Origin of the sequence: Klebsiella sp. R390, from assembly GCF_051131745.1 — a bacterium.
GTDB lineage: Bacteria > Pseudomonadota > Gammaproteobacteria > Enterobacterales > Enterobacteriaceae > Klebsiella.
Window position 1 is genome coordinate 424,517 of the sequence record NZ_CP180445.1, and the last position, 18,640, is coordinate 443,156.

The 18,640-nt window shown below is 56.9% G+C and carries 18 protein-coding genes and 1 pseudogene; 8 read left to right on the forward strand and 11 right to left on the reverse strand.

Going from position 1 to position 18,640, the window contains the following annotated elements; translation table 11 throughout:
* Window positions 1-18 precede the first annotated feature (18 nt).
* From chbR to osmE, 5 genes are all read right to left on the reverse strand, one after another.
* Window positions 19-843: a transcriptional regulator ChbR gene (gene chbR / locus ACMYSP_RS01935; RefSeq protein ID WP_434585273.1), complete on the reverse strand. Its 825-nt coding sequence runs from the start codon at window positions 841-843 to the stop codon at window positions 19-21.
* A 27-nt stretch (window positions 844-870) separates the two neighbouring features.
* Entirely contained in the window at window positions 871-1,218 is a 348-nt protein-coding gene (gene chbA, locus ACMYSP_RS01940) for a PTS N,N'-diacetylchitobiose transporter subunit IIA (RefSeq protein WP_123754010.1), read from the reverse strand.
* 53 nt (window positions 1,219-1,271) lie between these two features.
* On the reverse strand, window positions 1,272-2,630 hold the full coding sequence (gene chbC / locus ACMYSP_RS01945; protein ID WP_123754009.1) for a PTS N,N'-diacetylchitobiose transporter subunit IIC: 1,359 nt from the start codon (window positions 2,628-2,630) through the stop codon (window positions 1,272-1,274).
* A gap of 166 nt (window positions 2,631-2,796) precedes the next feature.
* On the reverse strand, window positions 2,797-3,117 hold the full coding sequence (gene chbB, locus ACMYSP_RS01950) for a PTS N,N'-diacetylchitobiose transporter subunit IIB (protein WP_434585274.1): 321 nt from the start codon (window positions 3,115-3,117) through the stop codon (window positions 2,797-2,799).
* 281 nt (window positions 3,118-3,398) lie between these two features.
* The gene (gene osmE, locus ACMYSP_RS01955; protein WP_434585275.1) at window positions 3,399-3,737 is read right to left on the reverse strand and encodes an osmotically-inducible lipoprotein OsmE; all 339 of its coding nucleotides are present in this window, start codon (window positions 3,735-3,737) and stop codon (window positions 3,399-3,401) included.
* 228 nt (window positions 3,738-3,965) lie between these two features.
* Between osmE and nadE the strand changes: the two genes are divergently transcribed.
* Window positions 3,966-4,793, forward strand: coding sequence for an ammonia-dependent NAD(+) synthetase (nadE, locus tag ACMYSP_RS01960; protein ID WP_434585277.1), 828 nt, complete (start codon window positions 3,966-3,968; stop codon window positions 4,791-4,793).
* 160 nt (window positions 4,794-4,953) lie between these two features.
* Here nadE and spy read toward each other — a convergent pair whose 3' ends face one another.
* The 6 genes from spy to astC all read right to left on the reverse strand — a co-directional run bounded on the left by spy (window position 4,954) and on the right by astC (window position 11,855).
* Window positions 4,954-5,436 (reverse strand): ATP-independent periplasmic protein-refolding chaperone Spy, encoded by a 483-nt coding sequence (gene spy / locus ACMYSP_RS01965; protein ID WP_434585279.1) that lies wholly within the window; start codon window positions 5,434-5,436, stop codon window positions 4,954-4,956.
* A 365-nt stretch (window positions 5,437-5,801) separates the two neighbouring features.
* The gene (gene astE / locus ACMYSP_RS01970; protein ID WP_434585281.1) at window positions 5,802-6,770 is read right to left on the reverse strand and encodes a succinylglutamate desuccinylase; all 969 of its coding nucleotides are present in this window, start codon (window positions 6,768-6,770) and stop codon (window positions 5,802-5,804) included.
* A gap of 33 nt (window positions 6,771-6,803) precedes the next feature.
* On the reverse strand, window positions 6,804-8,132 hold the full coding sequence (astB, locus tag ACMYSP_RS01975) for an N-succinylarginine dihydrolase (RefSeq protein WP_434585283.1): 1,329 nt from the start codon (window positions 8,130-8,132) through the stop codon (window positions 6,804-6,806).
* Window positions 8,129-9,607: a succinylglutamate-semialdehyde dehydrogenase gene (gene astD, locus ACMYSP_RS01980; RefSeq protein WP_434585285.1), complete on the reverse strand. Its 1,479-nt coding sequence runs from the start codon at window positions 9,605-9,607 to the stop codon at window positions 8,129-8,131. Before astD ends, astB begins: the two co-directional genes overlap by 4 nt.
* Window positions 9,604-10,638: an arginine N-succinyltransferase gene (gene astA, locus ACMYSP_RS01985; RefSeq protein WP_434585286.1), complete on the reverse strand. Its 1,035-nt coding sequence runs from the start codon at window positions 10,636-10,638 to the stop codon at window positions 9,604-9,606. Before astA ends, astD begins: the two co-directional genes overlap by 4 nt.
* On the reverse strand, window positions 10,635-11,855 hold the full coding sequence (gene astC, locus ACMYSP_RS01990; protein WP_434585287.1) for a succinylornithine/acetylornithine transaminase: 1,221 nt from the start codon (window positions 11,853-11,855) through the stop codon (window positions 10,635-10,637). The genes astA and astC overlap by 4 nt, the downstream gene beginning before the upstream one ends.
* 446 nt (window positions 11,856-12,301) lie before the next feature.
* Here astC and xthA point away from each other — a divergent pair, with 446 nt between their 5' ends.
* The 7 genes and pseudogenes from xthA (at window position 12,302) to ACMYSP_RS02025 (ending at window position 18,574) form a co-directional block, all read left to right on the forward strand.
* A complete protein-coding gene (gene xthA, locus ACMYSP_RS01995; RefSeq protein ID WP_123753999.1) occupies window positions 12,302-13,108 on the forward strand; it encodes an exodeoxyribonuclease III in 807 nt (268 codons plus the stop codon).
* 224 nt (window positions 13,109-13,332) lie between these two features.
* A complete protein-coding gene (locus ACMYSP_RS02000; protein WP_434586994.1) occupies window positions 13,333-13,998 on the forward strand; it encodes a TVP38/TMEM64 family protein in 666 nt (221 codons plus the stop codon).
* Window positions 13,985-14,692 carry a TVP38/TMEM64 family protein gene (locus ACMYSP_RS02005; RefSeq protein ID WP_434585289.1) on the forward strand — a complete coding sequence of 236 codons (708 nt, stop codon included), beginning with the start codon at window positions 13,985-13,987 and terminating at the stop codon, window positions 14,690-14,692. The genes ACMYSP_RS02000 and ACMYSP_RS02005 overlap by 14 nt, the downstream gene beginning before the upstream one ends.
* The gene (locus ACMYSP_RS02010; RefSeq protein ID WP_434585290.1) at window positions 14,692-15,255 is read left to right on the forward strand and encodes a carboxymuconolactone decarboxylase family protein; all 564 of its coding nucleotides are present in this window, start codon (window positions 14,692-14,694) and stop codon (window positions 15,253-15,255) included. Before ACMYSP_RS02005 ends, ACMYSP_RS02010 begins: the two co-directional genes overlap by 1 nt.
* A gap of 10 nt (window positions 15,256-15,265) precedes the next feature.
* Window positions 15,266-16,435 carry an ABC transporter substrate-binding protein gene (locus tag ACMYSP_RS02015; protein WP_434585291.1) on the forward strand — a complete coding sequence of 390 codons (1,170 nt, stop codon included), beginning with the start codon at window positions 15,266-15,268 and terminating at the stop codon, window positions 16,433-16,435.
* Window positions 16,408-17,942 (forward strand): annotated as a pseudogene (locus ACMYSP_RS02020) (ABC transporter permease subunit). The gene ACMYSP_RS02015 and the pseudogene ACMYSP_RS02020 overlap by 28 nt, the downstream one beginning before the upstream one ends.
* Window positions 17,942-18,574, forward strand: a complete 633-nt coding sequence (locus ACMYSP_RS02025; protein ID WP_434585293.1) for an ATP-binding cassette domain-containing protein — start codon at window positions 17,942-17,944, stop codon at window positions 18,572-18,574. The pseudogene ACMYSP_RS02020 and the gene ACMYSP_RS02025 overlap by 1 nt, the downstream one beginning before the upstream one ends.
* Window positions 18,575-18,640: the final 66 nt, after the last annotated feature.

An 18,640-nucleotide genomic window follows, 5' to 3' on the forward strand; every position in this document is an offset into this window, starting at 1 on the left:
GGAACATTCCGCCCCGGATTAATTAATGCTGGTCAGCTTTTTACGATAATTGCTCGGGGTAAAAGAGGTCAGCCGTTTGAATGTTTTAATAAACAGACTTGGGCTACTGTATCCCGACTCATAGGCAATATCAGTGACCGAATAGTTGGTGATTTCCAGCTGTTTTTTTGCGAAGTTGATGCGAATATCATTAATAATCTGCATCGGCGTCTTACCATAATAGCGCTGGGTCGCCCGGGTTAAATATTCCTGAGTTTTCCCGGAACGCTCGACCATATTCTCGAGCGCCCCTTCGCCAAACTTCAGTTTATCGTGCATGTCCTCGACGGTATTTTTCAGCCACTGCGGAATCACATCCTGCACCGGCTCTTCGCGGTAATGCCGTAAACGGTTAATGGTATAAAACGACACCAGCTCAATAAATTCGTCAAATTCGGTATCGCGAAAATTCAGCGAAGCAATCACCGACTCGATATAGCTAAGAAAGGTGCTTTTGACAGCGTAGACCTGTGAAGCGACCAGTCCAAACGGCAGCAGCGGTAAATAGTGTTTCTCAAAGAATCGCTTGCTGATACCCACGTTAAGAATGCGCGTCGCGCCAAAAGCATAAAAGCTCTGATGATGCGACCCCATCGGGATAAAGACAAAATCCCCGCGCTCCAGCAGCACCCGTTTACCGTTGATTTCCTGGTAATACCGCCCGGTTAAAACGATGGTGAACTCGTAATAATCATGCTGGTGAAGCCCGCTTACGCTTTCCGTTTTGTTGTAGATAACCACATGAAAATCTTTGCCGTTGAAAAGCTGCTGTTCTCTGGCGGTACTGATCTCGGTGGTTATCATCTTTGGCTGCCTCATCGTGTAGATGGCCTATTGTACCTTCTCGTGCAGCTCAATCAATTCGGCAACCAGCTCACGTGCCAGCATTGAGGTCATCAAATGATCTTGCGCATGAACCAGCACCAGGCTGACTTTCATTTTGCCTTCACCTTCATCGCTTTCAATCAGTTGGGTCTGTACACGATGTGCTTCACTCAGCGCGAGGCGCGACTGCTCCATCATGTTTTTAGCGGCGGCGAAATCGCCCTGCTTTGCCTGCTTCAGTGCCGCATAGGCCAGGCTGCGGGCCTGTCCGGAATTGATAATCAGCCCCATCACGACCTCTTCGAGGTCATTCTCAGGTGCAGCAACTGCGTCGATATGGTCCAGATCAAACATAATTATTCCCTCGTTTCTCAGGCGGTACGGGAGTGCTCCCGTACCGCTCGACATCAGAATTTCAGTGCGTTAGCGATATCTTCTTCGCTTTCCTGCTCTTCAATTACCGCCTGCGCCTTGTTGGAGACCGCCACGAACGGCAGGTAAACCAGCACCGACACACCCAGGTTGAACAGCGCTACGAAGAGTGCAGCGATACTACCGTTACTGTTAAAGAACGCGCCGAGGCCGGTAGGCATGGTCCACGGTGCCAGGTTGGTCACCGGTGGGATAATCCCCATCGAGTAGGCAGCAAGCGTAATCGCCGCCAGAATCGGCTGAATCAGGACGAACGGGATGAACATCACCGGGTTCATGATGATCGGCAGACCAAACAGAATCGGTTCGTTAATCTGGAAGATGCCTGACGGCAGCGCCAGCTTAGCCACCTGACGGTGATCCGCACGGCGTGAACCGATGAAGATGGCGATAATCAGACCGAGCGTTGCCCCGGAACCACCCAGCAGGATGTAGGAATCCAGCATCGGCTTAGCCCAGAAGTGGAACTCTTTACCCGCGGCAATAGCGGCTTCAACAGAACCGTACTGGTTGTACAGCGCGATGTTTTCCAGCGCCCATGGGGTCATGATGCCGTTATCCAGCGCGGTCAGCGCCAGTGAACCGTGTACACCAAAGAACCACAGCAGGGAGTTGAAGATAACGTAAGCCCAGCCCACCACGCTGCCCATTGACGCCAGCGGTTTGGAGATGGAGTCCATGATAATCTGGTGGAAGTTGCTGCCATGGTTCGCCAGCAGCCACGAGATAATGCCGAATACGGACAGGATCAGGAAACCTGGAATCAACGCCGAGAATGAACGCGATACCGAGGCCGGCACGCTATCCGGCAGGGTGATAACCCAGTTGCGACGGATAACAAAGGTGAACATTTCTGCCACCAGCAGGCCAATAATCATGCCCGAGATAATGTTCGCCCCACCCAACCAGTTGGCACCGACCGCATAGGCTTCGCCCACGCTGTAGGGAGTCACTGTCATAAATGCCGCGACCGACAGCAGGCCTGCCGCCAGCGGATCGACTTTTCGCTCTTCGGCCAGCGCCATGCCGATAAAGAACGGCGCCATCAGCGACATAATGCCTAACGTACCGTTATAAACGTTACCGCCGATGGCTTTAAAGCCGTTTAATGTTTCAATGGTTGAGCCATCCAGGCGAATACCCATTGAATAGAAGAAAGAACCTTCACCAAAACTCAAAAATACGTTGTTGATTAATACGAACATGGCCCCCGCAAGGGTCAGCGGCATTAATTTAATAAAGCCGTTTTTAATCGCATTGATGTGTGGTTGCTTTCCTATTTTAACAGCAAAAGGAAGGAGTACCTTTTCAAGCGAGTCAATCACTTTACTCATATCAAATACCCTTTAAAGCCGTAATTGAATAATTACGGCATGATGTATGAAATTACTCTTTGACGGGAAATAAACTCTCACCTTTCATTTTTCGCAGGTTCCATATTACCGCAACGGACAATTTCCCCGGCGAAATCACGAAAAGATATCGAGTTTTAAAATAAAATTATTGTGCAGCAGCTTTCTTAATGGCCGCAACGGCCGCTTTCAGGACACCTAAACCATCGACTTTGCCATACAGCGTAGAGTCGATAATTTCCACCGGCTTATTCGACAGCAGCCGCTGAATTTCTGGAAGCATATACGCTATTTGTGGGCCTAATAATACGACATCAGCTTGCGGGCCTTTTTCTCCGGCCAGGGTTTCCGGATAGGCTTCAATGATGACCGGCACTTCATATTTTTCTGCCTGTGCACGCATTTTTGAGACCAGCAGTGATGTAGACATTCCAGCCGAACAGAACAAATAGATGTGTTTCTTTTCCATGAGCGCTTCCTCAATTTGTAAGACCTGACGGCTTCAGAACCACCTTATGTCTGAAAGCCGGCTAAGGCGTGTCGTCATTCGATTAATATTGTTTATGCATTGAGTATACGGCATCGTTCGGGGCCTGGATAATTCCTGGTTAATCAAAATTGTCTCTCATTGACCTCGCGTTTTGACAACCTTCACATTTCCCTCAAATAATTCGCGCAATTAAATAAGCATCAGCGCTCATGAAAAAGCCCGACCGGTGGTCGGGCTTTCGTAGATCTAAGCGTGATGAACTACTTACTGGTGCGCGGGTCGGTATCGTATTCGGCACAGGTCTGGTAGCCAGAGTTCATAACGTGACCGGTCTCATCGAGAGCGACAAAGTAGGTCTCCATTTTACCATCTCGTTGACCCAGGATGTAGGTCTGGCAGGTTCCGCGAGCATGGATCATGGTGACCTCAGATGCTGGTTTACCTGCGATCTGCAGGACCTGTGAACGCGTCATGCCTTTTTTCACATCTTTAACCACCGGTTGCGTGAACTGGTCAGCGGTACGATCGTAGGCAGTACAACCAGCCAGAATGGTCAATACTGCTGCTGCGCCTAAAAATCCTGCAAAATGCTTGTTCATATTCCGTCCTCTTTTATTCGTGTGTTAATAAGCCTGGAATAAAAACCGTTATTTTTCAAGCTGAAGGTCCAAATCGGCTAAATTTAAGATCTTTCTAATAAAAAATACCTATGTCGTTGATTGCCTTCTTTTGCATCAGTCAAAACTGTGATCCTTGTCGTTTTACCGTCAAAGAGGTAGCTTAAACCCTAACTGGCAGCCAAACAGATTCACTTCCCGGAGGGCGCGATGACGCTACAACACGAAATTATTCAGGCGCTGGGTGCTAAGCCCCAGATTGATGCTGAAGGCGAAATCCGCCGCAGCGTGGATTTTTTGAAATCCTATTTGCAGACCTATCCTTTTATACAGTCCCTGGTGTTGGGTATCAGCGGCGGCCAGGACTCAACGTTGACCGGCAAACTGTGCCAGCAGGCTATCAATGAACTGCGTGCCGAAACCGGAAAGACGGACCTGCAGTTTATCGCCGTGCGCCTGCCCTACGGCGTTCAGGCGGATGAGCAGGACTGTCAGGACGCCATCGCCTTTATTCAGCCCGATCGCGTGCTGACGGTGAATATTAAAGGTGCGGTACTGGCCAGCGAGCAGGCACTACGTGAAGCCGGCATCGAGCTTAGCGACTTTGTTCGCGGCAATGAGAAAGCCCGTGAACGCATGAAAGCCCAGTACAGCATTGCCGGCATGACTCACGGCGTGGTGGTCGGTACCGACCACGCCGCAGAGGCGATTACCGGCTTCTTCACCAAATACGGTGACGGCGGCACGGACATCAACCCGATCTTCCGCCTCAACAAACGCCAGGGTAAACAGCTGCTGACCCACTTAGGCTGCCCGGAGCATCTCTATAAGAAACTCCCTACCGCCGATCTGGAAGACAATCGCCCGTCCCTGCCGGATGAAGTAGCCCTTGGTGTGACCTACGAAAATATTGACGACTATCTGGAAGGCAAAACGCTGGATGCAAAAACCGCTGGCATTATTGAAGGCTGGTATCTGAAAACCGAGCACAAACGCCGCCCACCGATCACCGTCTTCGACGATTTCTGGAAAAAATAGCGCCGCCCCTGTTTACCACGTAACCCCGGACTCTGCCGGGGTTATTTTTTGTGGCAAACACCAGAAACCATGCACTGCATAAACGAAAAAACCGCCGGTCCTGCCCAAAGCCATACGGCAGTGTTGGGCAAGACCGGCGGTCTTCATTCAGGGCGCTGAATTACTCAGCTGGTGCAGGCATTTTACCTTCTGGCGCTTTGCGATCTGTCAGATGCTTCTCAAAATTCGCATTGAACTGTTTTTTCTGTTCCGGCGTCAGGATGTTGTAAATCTTGTTCTGGGTTTCCATACGGGAAAGCGCCATTGCTTTGTGCTGGGCTTCCATCTTGTCAATCTGCGCTTCCGCCTTCGCTTTATCAAAGGTATCGCTGGCAATCAGGTCATGCATCGCGCGGCGCTCGTCCAGTGACGGACGTTTCATGTTGTCGCGCTGGCCTTTCATAATGTCGCGGACCTGCTGTTTCTGGGCATCGGTCAGGTTCAGACCTTTGAACATCATCTCATGCGGGCCGCCATGCATCCCTTTATGATGCATCATCGGTTTGCTATCGGTTTGTGTTGCAGTGGTATCGGCAGCGTGGGCCAGGTTAGCGGCACCCAGAGCCAGCGTAGAGGCAACAAACAGAGCAGTAATCTTCTTCATATTCAGTCCTTACTTTACGTTATTCTTACGGCGATTTGCCGTGTTGACGAGATAAACTTTACGACGTTTATCGTCAATTAGTCAGAGTAAGAGTAAAACAATGAAAGTGTAAAAAACAGTTTCTCGCCAATTATGGAGAAAATAAGGAAGGGAGGAAAATAATTGCAACAAATGTTATTTAACAGGCTGTTTTTAATGACATTCGATAAAACTATAAAGCAACTCAGATTAAAAACAAAGCATTTATCCAGGAATAATCCGCAATCAAATCTCAAAGCACGAAAAAATAAGAACGGAAATGAAAAATAGCTGCCGACAATTAACAAAGCCGCTCGCTTGAGCGGCGATGATATTCAGGCGCGGGTTCAGGTCATGCGCTCCAGCATCAGCCCAGCGCGTAGGCCCGTCGCCACCGTAGGGTTAGGAAACAGCACGTACTCCAGAGCCTTCTCTACCGTGTAACGCGTCTCGCCATCTTCTGCCAGCAGAGTGCCCGCCGTGAAGGCGGTAAAGTTGAGGGTCTGCGCCGACATATGCAGCTGGAAATTTTCACTCTTACGGATAATCTGCTGCACCACCCGGTAGCGCAGCGGCGCCGCGGCGCTGTCGACCACCGTCAGATCCCCCACCAGCAAACGCATTAAGGCCGTGCGAGTGACGGCGAATTGCGTAAGGTCATTCTCGCCAAACGGCAGCGCCTTACCCAGTTCAAGCGTGCAGGAGAGCGCATCAAAATGTTCACTGCTGTAATGGCTGAAGGTGCCCGCCGGCTGCTGATGGAACACCAGCGCCTCCAGCCCGGCTCCTGCGAGCCAGTGTAAGAACCCCTCGTCCCATGGTGTTTCCCGCGCCGGAAGCACGCCAAAGCGTGTATGCCGCGACCCGCGAATGGCCGTATGTAAATCCAGGTGCCAGCGCAGTCCCGTAGAGGCGGCATAAAATCGGGTCAGCGTCTTTTCCAGCAGACGCGCTCTGCGGGTCTCCTCACCGGCGGGAAACTGCTGCCAGCGCCCACCAAACATCCGGTTGATATCGCTATCGAGGTAGCGTTTATCCGCTCGTAATGCGCCAGGATTACCAAAAACCACCAGCAGCCGCCAGCGCAGCGGTAGCTCGCCGGTAAACAGCTGCTGGAGCAGATCATGCGTCATCTCTACCGGCGCGGTTTCATTGCCGTGCAGGCCTGATGAGAGCACCAGCGAACGCTCACAACGGGCGTGTGGAGTCAGCTGCAGCACGCCGCAATCCAGCCAGTGCCAGCGAAAATGGGCGGTATCGCCATGAAAATGATGGGGCAGGCGCCCCGCCAGGGTTAATGCCAGAAAGTCGTCCACGACGCCTCCTTGAAAAGATAAACACAACTACAGCTATTGTTGGAACGGGTAGACGGAGCCGAGCTGCAGGATTTGCGTCAACCGGTCAAGCGCCTCGCGGCCTTCGCTCAGCAGCTGCGGATCCGCCAGATCCGCCTGGGTCAGACGGTCGCGATAGTAGCGCTCAGCCCAGTCGTTGAGGGTGGCGAATAGCGCGTCGTTCATCATGACCGCCGGGTTGACGGCCCGTAGCTCCTCTTCGCACACCACCACTCGCAGCCGCAAACAGGCCGGACCGCCGCCGTTGGCCATACTTTCGTGCAGGTCGTACACCTGCAGCTCATCAATCGGGTTATCTTCCGCCAACAACTGGTTCAGATAGCGCCAGACCCCGGCATGCTCCTGTGCCTCCTGAGGCAAAATCAATCGCATCGCGCCAGATGGCTTACTCAGCAGCTGGCTGTTAAACAGATAGGTCGCCACCGCATCTTCGACGCTGACGGCGCGGGTCGGTACCACTAACGGCATAAAACCGACCACCTGCCCGGCCAGCTGCTGCATCAGCCGAGGCTGGTCGACAAACGCTTGCTCATGGCAAAACAGCACCTGTTGATTGCTGACCGCAATCACATCGTTATGAAACACGCCTTTATCAATGATCGTCGGGTTCTGTTGGGCAAAAATCACCTGTCGCGGGTTAACCTGATTCAGACGCGCCACTGCTTCACTGGCTTCGCGGGTCTGTCGCGCCGGATAGCGCTGTGGGCGATCGCCATTGCCACCCTGCTGACGGCCATAGATAAAGAGCTGCAGGCCAGGAGCGCCATACTCCGCGCCCAGCCGGTTATGGTTTGCCGCCCCTTCATCACCGAACAGCGCTACCTGCGGGAGCGCCGAATGGACCGCAAAATGCTGCGGGTCGGGAAATATCGCCCGCAGCAGCGCCTCCGTGGTCGGCGCTTCGCTGGCGCGATGGAATTTATCGTTAAGATTGGCAACCGTCAGGTGCACGCGACCGTCGAGGGAATCGGCGGATGGCGACACCGTGGCCGCGTTAGCCACCCACATCGAGGAAGCTGAACTGACAGCAGATAGCAGATCCGGTGCCTGCCGGGCTGCCTTCTCGATAACCTGCGGGTCGCTGCCGCTGAACCCCAACTGGCGCAACAGCGGCACATTCGGCCGCTCCTGCGGCGGCATTACCGCCTGCGGATATCCGGCATCCGCTAACGCTTTCATCTTCTTAAGCCCTTGCTGTGCCGCCAGCAGCGGACTGGAGACCCGATAGCGGTGTCGGGTCGAGGCCTCATTACCAAAGGATAGCCCGGCATAGTGATGGGTCAGGCCCGGAAGCCCGTCAAGGTTCAGCTCCCAGGCTTTCATCGTGTCGTACTCCGCCAAAAGTCGAGGCCAGGGCTGAGGGTTTCCGGCATGGTCAACGTGGGCGTTTCGAGGCTGGCCATCGGCCAGGCGCAATAATCGGCAGCGTACCACGCTCCCGGGCGATGGTTGCCGGAGGCACCGGTTCCGCCAAAAGGCGCGGTACTGGCCGCGCCGGTCAGGGGTTTATTCCAGTTGACGATCCCGGCCCGCGCCTCCAGCAGCAAGCGGTCAAACTTCTCCCGGTCGGCCGAAATCAACCCGCATGAGAGGCCGAAGCGGGTGGCGTTTGCCAGCGCTATCGCCTGATCAAAATCGTCATAACGCCAGACCCCAAGCAGCGGGCCGAAGACCTCCTCATCGGCTACATCAGCCACCTCTGTCAGCTCGATAATTCCCGGCGTTAACAGCGAGGTACCGGCCTGCAGCAGCCGGGGTTCCAGCAGCGTGATGCCGCCACTGGCAACCAGTTTGAGCCAGGCCTGATGAACCTTGTGCGCCGCCTGGGCAGAGATCAATCCTCCCATGAACGGTTGGGGAGACGCATCCCAGGCGCCAGGAATCAAATGTTGTGACACTGTCACCAATCGACTAAGAAAACGATCGCCGATTTCGCCCCGCTTCACCAGCAGCCGACGCGCGCAGGTACAGCGCTGCCCGGCGGTGATAAAGGCCGACTGAATCGTCAGATGCACCGCCGCATCAATATCCTGCGGTTCATCAACGATCAGCGGGTTGTTGCCCCCCATTTCGAGCGCCAGAATTTTCTCCGGCTGCCCGGCCAGCTGGCGATGCAGCTGAAAACCGGTCGCCGAACTTCCGGTGAACAACAGTCCGTCAATATCCGGCCTAGCGCTGAGCATTTCACCGGTTTCCCGACCGCCCTGCAGCAGGTTCAACACTCCCGGCGGCAGCCCCGCTTCGGCCCACAGTTTCACCACCGCCTCACCGCTGTGGGGCGTCAGTTCGCTGGGCTTGAACACCAGCGTATTCCCGGCCAACAGTGCCGGCACGATATGGCCATTGGGCAGATGGCCGGGGAAATTGTAGGGGCCAAATACCGCCAGCACTCCGTGCGGCCGATGGCGCAGCGTCGCGGCACCATCGCTCATAGTGGTCTGCGCTTCACCGGTACGGCTATGGTAGGCTTTCAGTGAAATGGCAATCTTGTTGATCATCGCGCCGATTTCCGTGGCGGCCTCCCATTGCGGCTTGCCGGTTTCCGCCGCGATAATCGCCGTCAGCGCCGCTTTATGCGTCTCCAGCAGCATGGCAAATTTTTCGACGATCGCCTGCCGGGCGCTCAATGGCTGTCTGGCCCACGTCGGGAACGCGCGGCGAGCGGCCTCCACCGCCTCGGCGACCTGTTGTGCATCGGCGTCATTACCCTGCCACAACAGCACCTGGCTCACCGGGTCGGTTTTCGTGCGCACCGGGCCACGCCCACTCTGCCAGTCGCCGTTAATCCATAAACTCATGATTTTTTCTCCTCTGGGATCAGCCGGACCAGCCGTAGCCGATCGCCGGCGTGGCATTTCAGGACATCCAGTTGACGGGCGCTTAACAGCAGGCGATCGGTCTGTGGATCGGCCGGAACCAGCATGGCGCGAAACTGTTGATACTGTTCATTGGCCACCAGGCAAAGCGGCCACTCCCCTGGTGCAGGTTGTCCCTCAGCCACAGTCACCAGTCGGCTTTTACGAATCGCCCTTACCCGCTCAATGTCGCACTCCAGCGTCGGCCCGCCGTCGAAGATGTCGATATAGTTGCGGTAACGGAACCCTTCTTTCTCCAGCACCGCGCGAGCCGGTGCGGTTTGCGGGTGCACCTCACCAATCACCGCACGCGCTTCGTCGGATAAAAAGTCGATATACAGCGGATGTTTCGGCATCAAGGCAGCGATAAAGGCTTTTTGCCCGGTGCCGCACAGATAGTCGGCGCGGGAAAACTCCATGGCGAAAAAGCGTTTGCCGAGGCTTTCCCAGAACGGCGAGTAGCCATTCTCGTCAATCACGCCGCGCATTTCTGCCACCACTTTTTCATTAAAGTGGTCACGAAACGCGGCCATAAACATAAAGCGCGACTTCGACAGCAGGTAGCCGTTGCCCTCTTTACGCCAGGCGGGGTCAAGGAACAGCGTGCACAGCTCGCTACTGCCGGTGTGATCGTTGCTGAGAAACAGCGTCGGCAGCGCGTTATAAACGTTAAGCTCTTTCGAGGCATGCACCTGCGTGCCCACGCGGTAGTTGTACCAGGGATCGTTCAGCCCTACCGCTACTTCAATGGCGCAGATCCCCACCACCTTGCCGCTGACGCTGTCTTCGAGCACGAACACGTAGCCCTGCTCACTTTTCGGCAGTTCCCCACGCCAGGTCTTCATTGAGCGCTCAATACGCGCTGCCAGCGTGGCTTCATCCGCCGGCAACGACGTCAGCCCGCCGCCGGTCTCCCCGGCGAGGGTCATCAGACCGGACAGATCGTCTGGCGCAACCGGACGGATCACCATCATGATGACGCTCCCGCAAGGAAGTGGCGGCAGGCCAGCTCAAAGCGATCCAACCCGATGTTCACCTCTTCCTCACTCACAATCAGCGCCGGGGCGAAACGCACCACGTTGGCACCGGCAATCAAAACCATCAGCCCGTCTTCCGCCGCCTGCGTACTGATGGCTTTCGCCTTACCGGCCCAGGCATCGTTCAGCACACAGCCGATCAGCAACCCCATGCCACGGATCTCCTTGAACAGGCCGTAACGGGCGTTAATGGCATGCAGTCGTTCGCTAAACCACTGATGACGTTGTTTAACGCCGTTCAGCACCGCCGGCGTATTGACGATAGACAGCACTTCACCCGCCACCGCGCAGGCCAGCGGGTTTCCGCCGTAGGTGGTCCCGTGGGTCCCCACCGTCATGACGCTGGCGCAGGTTTCGCTCGCCAGCAGCGCGCCAATCGGGAAACCACCGCCCAGCGCTTTCGCCGTCGACAGCAGATCCGGCGTCACGCCATAGTGCATGTAGGCGTACAGTTCGCCGGTACGCCCCACGCCGGTCTGGACTTCATCAAAAATCAGCAGCGCCTGATGGGCATCGCACAGCTCCCGCAGGCCGCGCAGAAACGCCGGGTCGGCGGGCACCACGCCACCTTCACCCTGCATCGGTTCCACAATCACCGCGCAGGTGTTGTCATCGATCAGCGCACGGGCGGCGTCGAGATCGTTATAGGCGGCATGCTGGATCTGCGGCGGCAGCGGCGCGAAATCCTGAGAATAAGCCGGTTGTCCACCGGCGGAGACGGTAAACAAGGTGCGACCGTGGAAAGCGTTGTTGAACGCCACGATGCCGCTTTTCTGGCTACCAAAGCGATCGTGGGCGTATTTGCGCGCCAGCTTCAGCGCCGCCTCGTTGGCCTCCGCGCCGGAGTTACAGAAGAACACCCGGTCGGCGAAGGTGGCGTCGATAAGCTGTTTCGCGAGACGCAGGACCGGCTCATTGGTGTAGCCGTTGCCGGTATGCCAGAATTTTCCGGCCTGTTCCGTCAGCGCCTTAACCAGCCGCGGGTGAGCATGGCCGAGCGCGTTAACCGCGATACCGCCGGCAAAGTCGATGTACTCTTTGCCCTGCTGATCCCACAGGCGCGACCCTTCACCACGTACCGGAATAAAAGCCGCCGGCGCGTAGACCGGCATCATCCATTCATCAAAGTTGCTACGCGTAATTGACTGAGACATATCGACCTCTTCCGGTAAATAAAAAGTATGAATAATGTTAAATATTATGAGTTGTTACGCTGTAAATGTAGATTGCACACTTCGTGCCAGCCAGCAGTAAAAGTGCATAAACCGGGGTCGATAACGGAATATCAAGGAGTTACAAAAGCTTGTTATTCACATTAAATGCATATTTAGTGAATAACTATCTTACATAGCGCCACAGGCAGTGAATAAAACAGGAGTGTTATGCATTAGGGAGATATAATTCTGCATTTGTGATCGTATACGAAATTTATCGTAAAAATACGCCCTTTTTTGGCGCAACTTGCGCCAGCATGGTGCGCAATAGCAACCCACGCTGCGCCTATAACACTAACAGGCACAATAAAATGCCTTCCGGCAGCCAGCCCGTCGAAATTCTGCTACCATCCCTGCACTATTCACCTTGCACAGTGGCAGCGACTATGAAATTTGTCTCTTTTAATATCAACGGCCTGCGTGCCCGTCCTCACCAGCTGGCCGCCATCGTCGACAAGCACCAGCCCGACGTGATCGGCTTACAAGAAACTAAAGTGCACGACGACATGTTTCCTCTCGAAGAGGTCGCAAAGCTCGGCTACAACGTGTTCTACCATGGGCAAAAAGGCCACTACGGCGTGGCGCTGCTGACCAAAGAGACACCGGTCTCGGTGCGTCGCGGTTTCCCTGATGATGGCGAAGAAGCCCAGCGCCGCATTATCATGGCGGAGATTCCCTCGGCGTTCGGTAACGTAACGGTCATTAACGGCTACTTCCCGCAGGGGGAAAGCCGCGACCACGAAACCAAATTCCCGGCCAAAGCAGCGTTTTATCAGAACCTGCAAAACTACCTCGAGAGCGCGCTGAATAAAGATAATCCGGTGCTGATCATGGGTGACATGAACATCAGCGCGACCGATCTGGACATCGGTATCGGCGAAGAGAACCGCAAGCGCTGGCTGCGCACCGGCAAGTGCTCGTTCCTGCCGGAAGAGCGTGAGTGGATGGATCGCCTGATGGGCTGGGGGCTGGTCGATACCTGGCGCCACGCCAACCCACAAACTAACGATCGTTTCTCGTGGTTTGACTACCGCTCTAAAGGCTTCGACGATAACCGTGGGCTGCGTATTGACCTGCTGCTGGCCAGCGAACCACTGGCCCAGCGCTGCGTTGAAACCGGCATCGATTACGAGATCCGCGGTATGGAAAAACCATCGGATCATGCGCCGATCTGGGCCACCTTTAAACCGTAACGCCATCGCACTACCGACTCTCCCGGCCCTGACGGTCGCGGAGAGTCGCGTTTTCCTGAGCAACATCAATAAATCAGTGGTAAGACATTGTTGTGATTCGTCATTTGTAATACTGTCTCGCCCACTTTTCCCGGTGGGAAAGCGCGCGCGACACAGGGTTGATACAGGAGACTCCGCAATGCAAAAGAAGCCGTTACCCGGCAGAATATAAGCTGCTGATTATTATCGCTCTGCTCTCTGTTCTGACCGTCGTTATCACCTTTTCCGGCTTCGCCGATCTGATTACGCATTTTCATCATCTACAAACCCTCATCCGTCAAAGCGGTGCCCTGGGCTGGGCGCTGTACATCGCCTTGTTTATCGTCGCCACCCTGTGCCTGATCCCCGGCAGTATTCTGGTGATGGTGGGCGGCGTGATCTTTGGCCCGCTCTGGGGGACGATGCTCTCGCTGTGCGCGGCGACGACGGCATCGGCGCTCTCTTTCCTGCTGGCCCGCTGGCTGGGGCGCGATCTGCTGCTGAAATATGCCGGCCATAGCGCCACCTTTCATGCAATCGAGCGCGGCATGGCCCGTAACGGCAGCGACTTTTTAATTTTGACCCGCCTGGTTCCCCTGTTTCCCTACAATATCCAGAACTACGCTTATGGCCTGACGGCTATTCCGTTCTGGTCATTCACGCTGATCTCCGCGCTGACCACTCTGCCGGGGCTGTTCATCTACACCCTGATGGCCAGCGAGCTTGTCCGGGAGGGGATCACCCTGGGGTTCGTGCTGAAGCTGAGCCTCGCCGGTCTGGCCTTGTTTGGCATCATTCAGGGGGCAAAAATCTTTGCCCGCCAGCGGCAGATTTCTGCCGACGGGTTACAGGTGAACGATGGCGAAAAATAGCGGGTCTTTAGTCTGGTACGGGCGCACCACGCTCATCGTCGCGGGGATAATTGCGCTGCTCGCCTGGTGGCTGATCCCCGGCGTCAACGCCTTTATTGAGCACAGCCTGGCGGCATTTTCCGCGTTAGATCAGCAGGCTATTGAGCGCTTTATTGACTCGTATGGCGCTCAGGCGGCGCTGGTCTCCTTCGCCTTAATGCTGTTGCAGGCGGTGGTAGCCCCGCTGCCCGCCTTTCTGATCACTTTTGCTAACGCCTCGCTGTTTGGCGCCTTCTGGGGCGGGCTACTCTCCTGGACCAGCGCCATGGCCGGCGCAGCACTGTGTTTTTATATCGCCAGAATTCTCGGTCGCGAAGCGGTGGAAAAACTCACCGGCAAAACGGTACTGCATGGGATGGACAGCTTCTTCGAGCGCTACGGCAAGCATACGATTTTAATCTGCCGGCTTTTGCCGTTCGTCCCCTTTGATCCTATCAGCTACGCGGCCGGCCTGACTTCTATTCGCTTTCGCCCGTTTTTGCTCGCCACCGGCATCGGCCAGTTGCCAGCAACTATCGTATACTCCTGGGCGGGCAGTATGCTGACCGGAGGCACCTTCTGGCTGGTCACCACACTATCGGTTCTGATTGCTTTGGCGCTGATTATCTTTATCGCCAAAGCCTGTTATCTCGAACGACATAAGAGGAAGTCCTGATGCGACTGCCGCCGCTCGACACTATCCCCCTGATCCTGCGCCCGCAGGCGTGGCTCCATCGTCGCCACTACGGCGAGGTGCTCAGCCCCATCCGCTGGTGGGGACGTATCCCGCTGGTGTTTTATCTGGTATCGATGTTCGTCGGCTATCTGGAACGTAAACGCTCGCCGCTCGACCCGGTGCTGCGCTCGCTGGTCAGTGCCCGCATTGCCCAGATGTGCTTGTGCGAATTCTGCGTGGATATCACCAGCATGAAGCTGGCGGAACGCACCGGTAGCGTCGATAAACTACAGGCGGTAGCCGACTGGCGTCATAGCCCGCTGTTTAGCGAGCAGGAGCGGCTGGCGCTGAGCTATGCCGAGGCCGCCAGCCTCACGCCGCCCACCGTTGACGATGCGCTGCGCGCCCGGCTGGCCGACAGCTTCGACCCTCAGGCCCTGACCGAACTGACGGCGCTGATCGGTTTACAAAATCTCTCCGCCCGCTTTAATTCCGCCATGGCGATCCCGGCGCAAGGTTTGTGTCAGATCCCCACGGCCACCTCTTCCGACACCAGATCATAAGGATATGGGTATGCGCTATTGTTTACTCTGGCTGGCGGCGCTGTTGTTCGCGCCGACCATCGCCAACGCCGGTGAAAGCTGGCAGCTCATCAAAGAGCAGGCTCGCGGCCAGACCGTGTGGTTTAACGCCTGGGGCGGTGACCCGGCGGTGAATCGTTACCTCGATTGGGTCAGCGACGAAGTGAAACGCGACTATGCCGTCGATCTACGGATTGTGCATATCGCCGATGCCGCCGATACCGTCAAACGCCTGAAAAGCGAAGCCCGGGCCGGGCGCAAGCATAACGGCTCGGTGGATCTGGTGTGGATCAATGGTGAAAACTTTCATAGCCTGAAAGCCGCCAGGCTGTTGCAAACCGGCTGGGCTGAGTCGCTGCCTAACTGGCGTTACGTCGATACCCGTCTGCCGGTCCGGGAAGACTTCTCCGTCCCCACCGATGGCGCCGAATCGCCATGGGGTGGCGCGCAGCTGACCTTTATTGCCCGCCGCACACAAACGCCGATGCCGCCTGGCGATCCGCAGGCCCTGCTGGACTTCGCCACCGCGCATCCTGGCACCATTACTTACCCGCGCCCGCCAGACTTCACCGGAACCGCTTTTCTCGAACAGTTGCTGATTAACCTGACGGAACGGCCGGAGGCGCTGCGTCAACCGCCGAACGCCAAAAGCTATGCCGCGGTCACCGCGCCGCTCTGGCACTATCTCGATCAGCTCCATCCTCAGCTATGGCGCGCAGGACAGGACTTCCCCGCGTCCCCCTCGCGAATGGATGCGATGCTGACTAACGGCACCCTCGCATTATCAATGACCTTTAACCCGTTGCACGCTCTGCAGAAAGCCGCCAGCGGCGAACTGCCGCCTGACAGCTACAGCTTTGGCTTCAAACGCGGCATGCTCGGCAACGTCCACTTCGTGGCGATCCCGGCCAGCGCCCGCGCCTCTGCCGGGGCCAAAGTGGTCGCCAATTTCCTGCTTTCGCCCGCGGCACAGTTGCGCAAAGCCGACCCGGCTATCTGGGGCGATCCGAGCGTGTTAAATCCCGAATCGCTCTCCCCCCAGCAGCAGCAAGCATTGCAGGTGCTGATGCCGCAAAACAGACCGCCGGTGCTGGCGGAACCCCACGCGGCCTGGGTTGATGCGCTGGAGCAGGAATGGCTGCGGCGTTACGGTACGCACTGATCCTGCTGGCATGGGGAAGCATGGTGCTGATTTATCTGCCCGTGCTCCCCGGCATCGCGCTGATGATCGCCCCAGCGCTTCAGCTTACCAACTGGCAGACGCTGTTTGCTGACCCACAACTGTGGCAGGCGTTGGCCGCCACTCTGGTTTCAACGCTGCTGGCGGTGGCGGGCGCGGCACTGATCACCCTGACGATTGTTAGCGCGCTGTGGCCCTCTCGGAGTTGGCAGCGGCTGGCATCCCGTCTGCCGCTGCTGCTGGCTGTGCCCCATGTCGCATTCGCTACCGCGGCGCTGCTGCTGTTTGCCGAGGGCGGTTGGTTCTATCGTGTCTGCACCCAGTGTTCGCCCTTCGCTGACCGCTACGGCATCGGTCTGGGGCTCACTCTCGCGGTCAAAGAAAGTGGTTTTTTACTGTGGGTGGTGTACGGCCTGCTGGGAGAAAAGCGGCTGGCTGAGCAGGTTACGGTGATGAAAAGCCTCGGTTATGGCCGCTGGCAGTGTCTGAAATGGCTTATTCTGCCGACGCTGCTGCCCGCGATGGTGCTGGTGCTGATTGCGACCACCGCGTGGAGTTTGTCGGTGGTCGATGTGGCGCTGGTGATTGGCCCGGGAAACCCGCCGACGCTGGCGGTGCTGGCCTGGCAATGGTTAAATCAAGGCGATGAACTCCAGCAGGTAAAAGGGGCCCTCGCCAGCCTGCTCCTGTTGCTGATCCTCGTGGGTCTGATCGCTGGCGTCTGGTGTCTGTGGCGTCTCTGGCAGCGGCAGCCCCCGGATCTGCGCGGTATTCGTCGTCCGCGGCCGAAAGCGCGCGCCGGTCGGCTGCTGGCAGGCTTTCTGCCGTTGTGCGGTCTGGGCTGTGCATTGTTTCTGGTCTGGCTGGCATACGGCGCCGCGCCGGTCAGCGGCAGCCTCACCACCAGCCTGACGCTGGCGCTGCTGGCCGCGGTGATCGGCGGCGCGCTCTGCCTATTGTGGCTGGAGTGCGGGCCGTCTCGCGGCGATAGCTGGGTCTGGTTGCCGCTGGTCTTACCCGCCCTTCCGCTGGCGGACGGACAGTATCAACTGGCGCTGTACGCCTGGCTGGACGGCCAGCTGATGACCGTATTGTGGGGTCATCTGCTGTGGGTGATCCCATGGATGCTCTTTATTTTGCGACCGGCGTGGCGGCAGCGCGATCCGCGGATGGTGCTGGTCGCCCGCACCCTTGGCTGGGGACGCTGGAGATATTCTGCCGGGTCACGCTGCCGTTGATGCTGCGCCCGCTGCTGGCCGCGCTGGCGGTCGGTTTTTCGGTGAGCATCGCGCAATATCTGCCTACGCTGTGGCTAGGCGCCGGGCGGATGACCACCCTCACCAGTGAAGCCGTGGCGCTTAGCGCTGGTGGCGATACACAAACCCTTGCCGCGCAAGCCTTATGGCAACTGCTGCTGCCGGCATTTTGTTTTAGCCTGACGGCGCTGCTGGCTTTTCTGGCAGGCCGCTATCGCCGAGGATTACGCTAGTGCTCACCGTCAAAAATCTGACTCTGACACAACACCATCAGCCGCTGCTGCGCGAGGTCGGGTTTTCCGTGCGTGCCGGAGAGGTGCTGACGCTGATGGGCCCCTCCGGCAGCGGGAAATCTACGCTGTTTGCCTGGATGGTGGGCGCGCTGGCGGAACATTTTCAGGCCCACGGCGAGCTGTGGCTGGCCGACAGCCGCTGCGATACGCTGCCCACCGAGCGTCGCCGAATCGGGATTTTATTTCAGGATGCGCTGCTGTTTGACCATTTCAGCGTCGGGCAAAATCTGCTGCTGGCGCTGCCGGCTGAGGTGCGCGGCGGCGAGCGTAAACACCAGGTGCAACAAGCGCTGGAGCGGGCCGGGCTGGCCGGGTTCTTTTCCCGCGACCCAGCTACCCTGTCCGGTGGTCAGCGTGCGCGAGTGAGCCTGCTGCGGGCGCTGCTGGCCCGGCCGCTGGCGCTGCTGCTGGACGAACCCTTTAACCGCCTGGATGCCGAACTGCGCGCCGATTTTCGCCAGTGGGTCTTCGATGAGCTGGCGCGACTGGCGATCCCCGCCGTACTGGTGACTCACGACAGCCACGATATCCCCGAGCGTGGTCGCTGTCTGAAAATGAGCGACTGGCAATGAAACCCCGGCTAACCTGCGTTACCGCAAAGAATTCGCCAGCGCCGCAGTGGAGAATGTGCGCTCAAT

What these genes read in the sequence shown, in the direction of transcription:
- chbR (WP_434585273.1), bottom strand. Translation starts at nt 843, where the DNA reads ATGATAACCACCGAGATCAGTACCGCCAGAGAACAGCAGCTTTTCAAC.
- chbA (WP_123754010.1), bottom strand. Translation starts at nt 1,218, where the DNA reads ATGTTTGATCTGGACCATATCGACGCAGTTGCTGCACCTGAGAATGAC.
- chbC (WP_123754009.1), bottom strand. Translation starts at nt 2,630, where the DNA reads ATGAGTAAAGTGATTGACTCGCTTGAAAAGGTACTCCTTCCTTTTGCT.
- chbB (WP_434585274.1), bottom strand. Translation starts at nt 3,117, where the DNA reads ATGGAAAAGAAACACATCTATTTGTTCTGTTCGGCTGGAATGTCTACA.
- osmE (WP_434585275.1), bottom strand. Translation starts at nt 3,737, where the DNA reads ATGAACAAGCATTTTGCAGGATTTTTAGGCGCAGCAGCAGTATTGACC.
- nadE (WP_434585277.1), top strand. Translation starts at nt 3,966, where the DNA reads ATGACGCTACAACACGAAATTATTCAGGCGCTGGGTGCTAAGCCCCAG.
- spy (WP_434585279.1), bottom strand. Translation starts at nt 5,436, where the DNA reads ATGAAGAAGATTACTGCTCTGTTTGTTGCCTCTACGCTGGCTCTGGGT.
- astB (WP_434585283.1), bottom strand. Translation starts at nt 8,132, where the DNA reads ATGAAAGCCTGGGAGCTGAACCTTGACGGGCTTCCGGGCCTGACCCAT.
- astD (WP_434585285.1), bottom strand. Translation starts at nt 9,607, where the DNA reads ATGAGTTTATGGATTAACGGCGACTGGCAGAGTGGGCGTGGCCCGGTG.
- astA (WP_434585286.1), bottom strand. Translation starts at nt 10,638, where the DNA reads ATGATGGTGATCCGTCCGGTTGCGCCAGACGATCTGTCCGGTCTGATG.
- astC (WP_434585287.1), bottom strand. Translation starts at nt 11,855, where the DNA reads ATGTCTCAGTCAATTACGCGTAGCAACTTTGATGAATGGATGATGCCG.
- xthA (WP_123753999.1), top strand. Translation starts at nt 12,302, where the DNA reads ATGAAATTTGTCTCTTTTAATATCAACGGCCTGCGTGCCCGTCCTCAC.
- ACMYSP_RS02005 (WP_434585289.1), top strand. Translation starts at nt 13,985, where the DNA reads ATGGCGAAAAATAGCGGGTCTTTAGTCTGGTACGGGCGCACCACGCTC.
- ACMYSP_RS02010 (WP_434585290.1), top strand. Translation starts at nt 14,692, where the DNA reads ATGCGACTGCCGCCGCTCGACACTATCCCCCTGATCCTGCGCCCGCAG.
- ACMYSP_RS02015 (WP_434585291.1), top strand. Translation starts at nt 15,266, where the DNA reads ATGCGCTATTGTTTACTCTGGCTGGCGGCGCTGTTGTTCGCGCCGACC.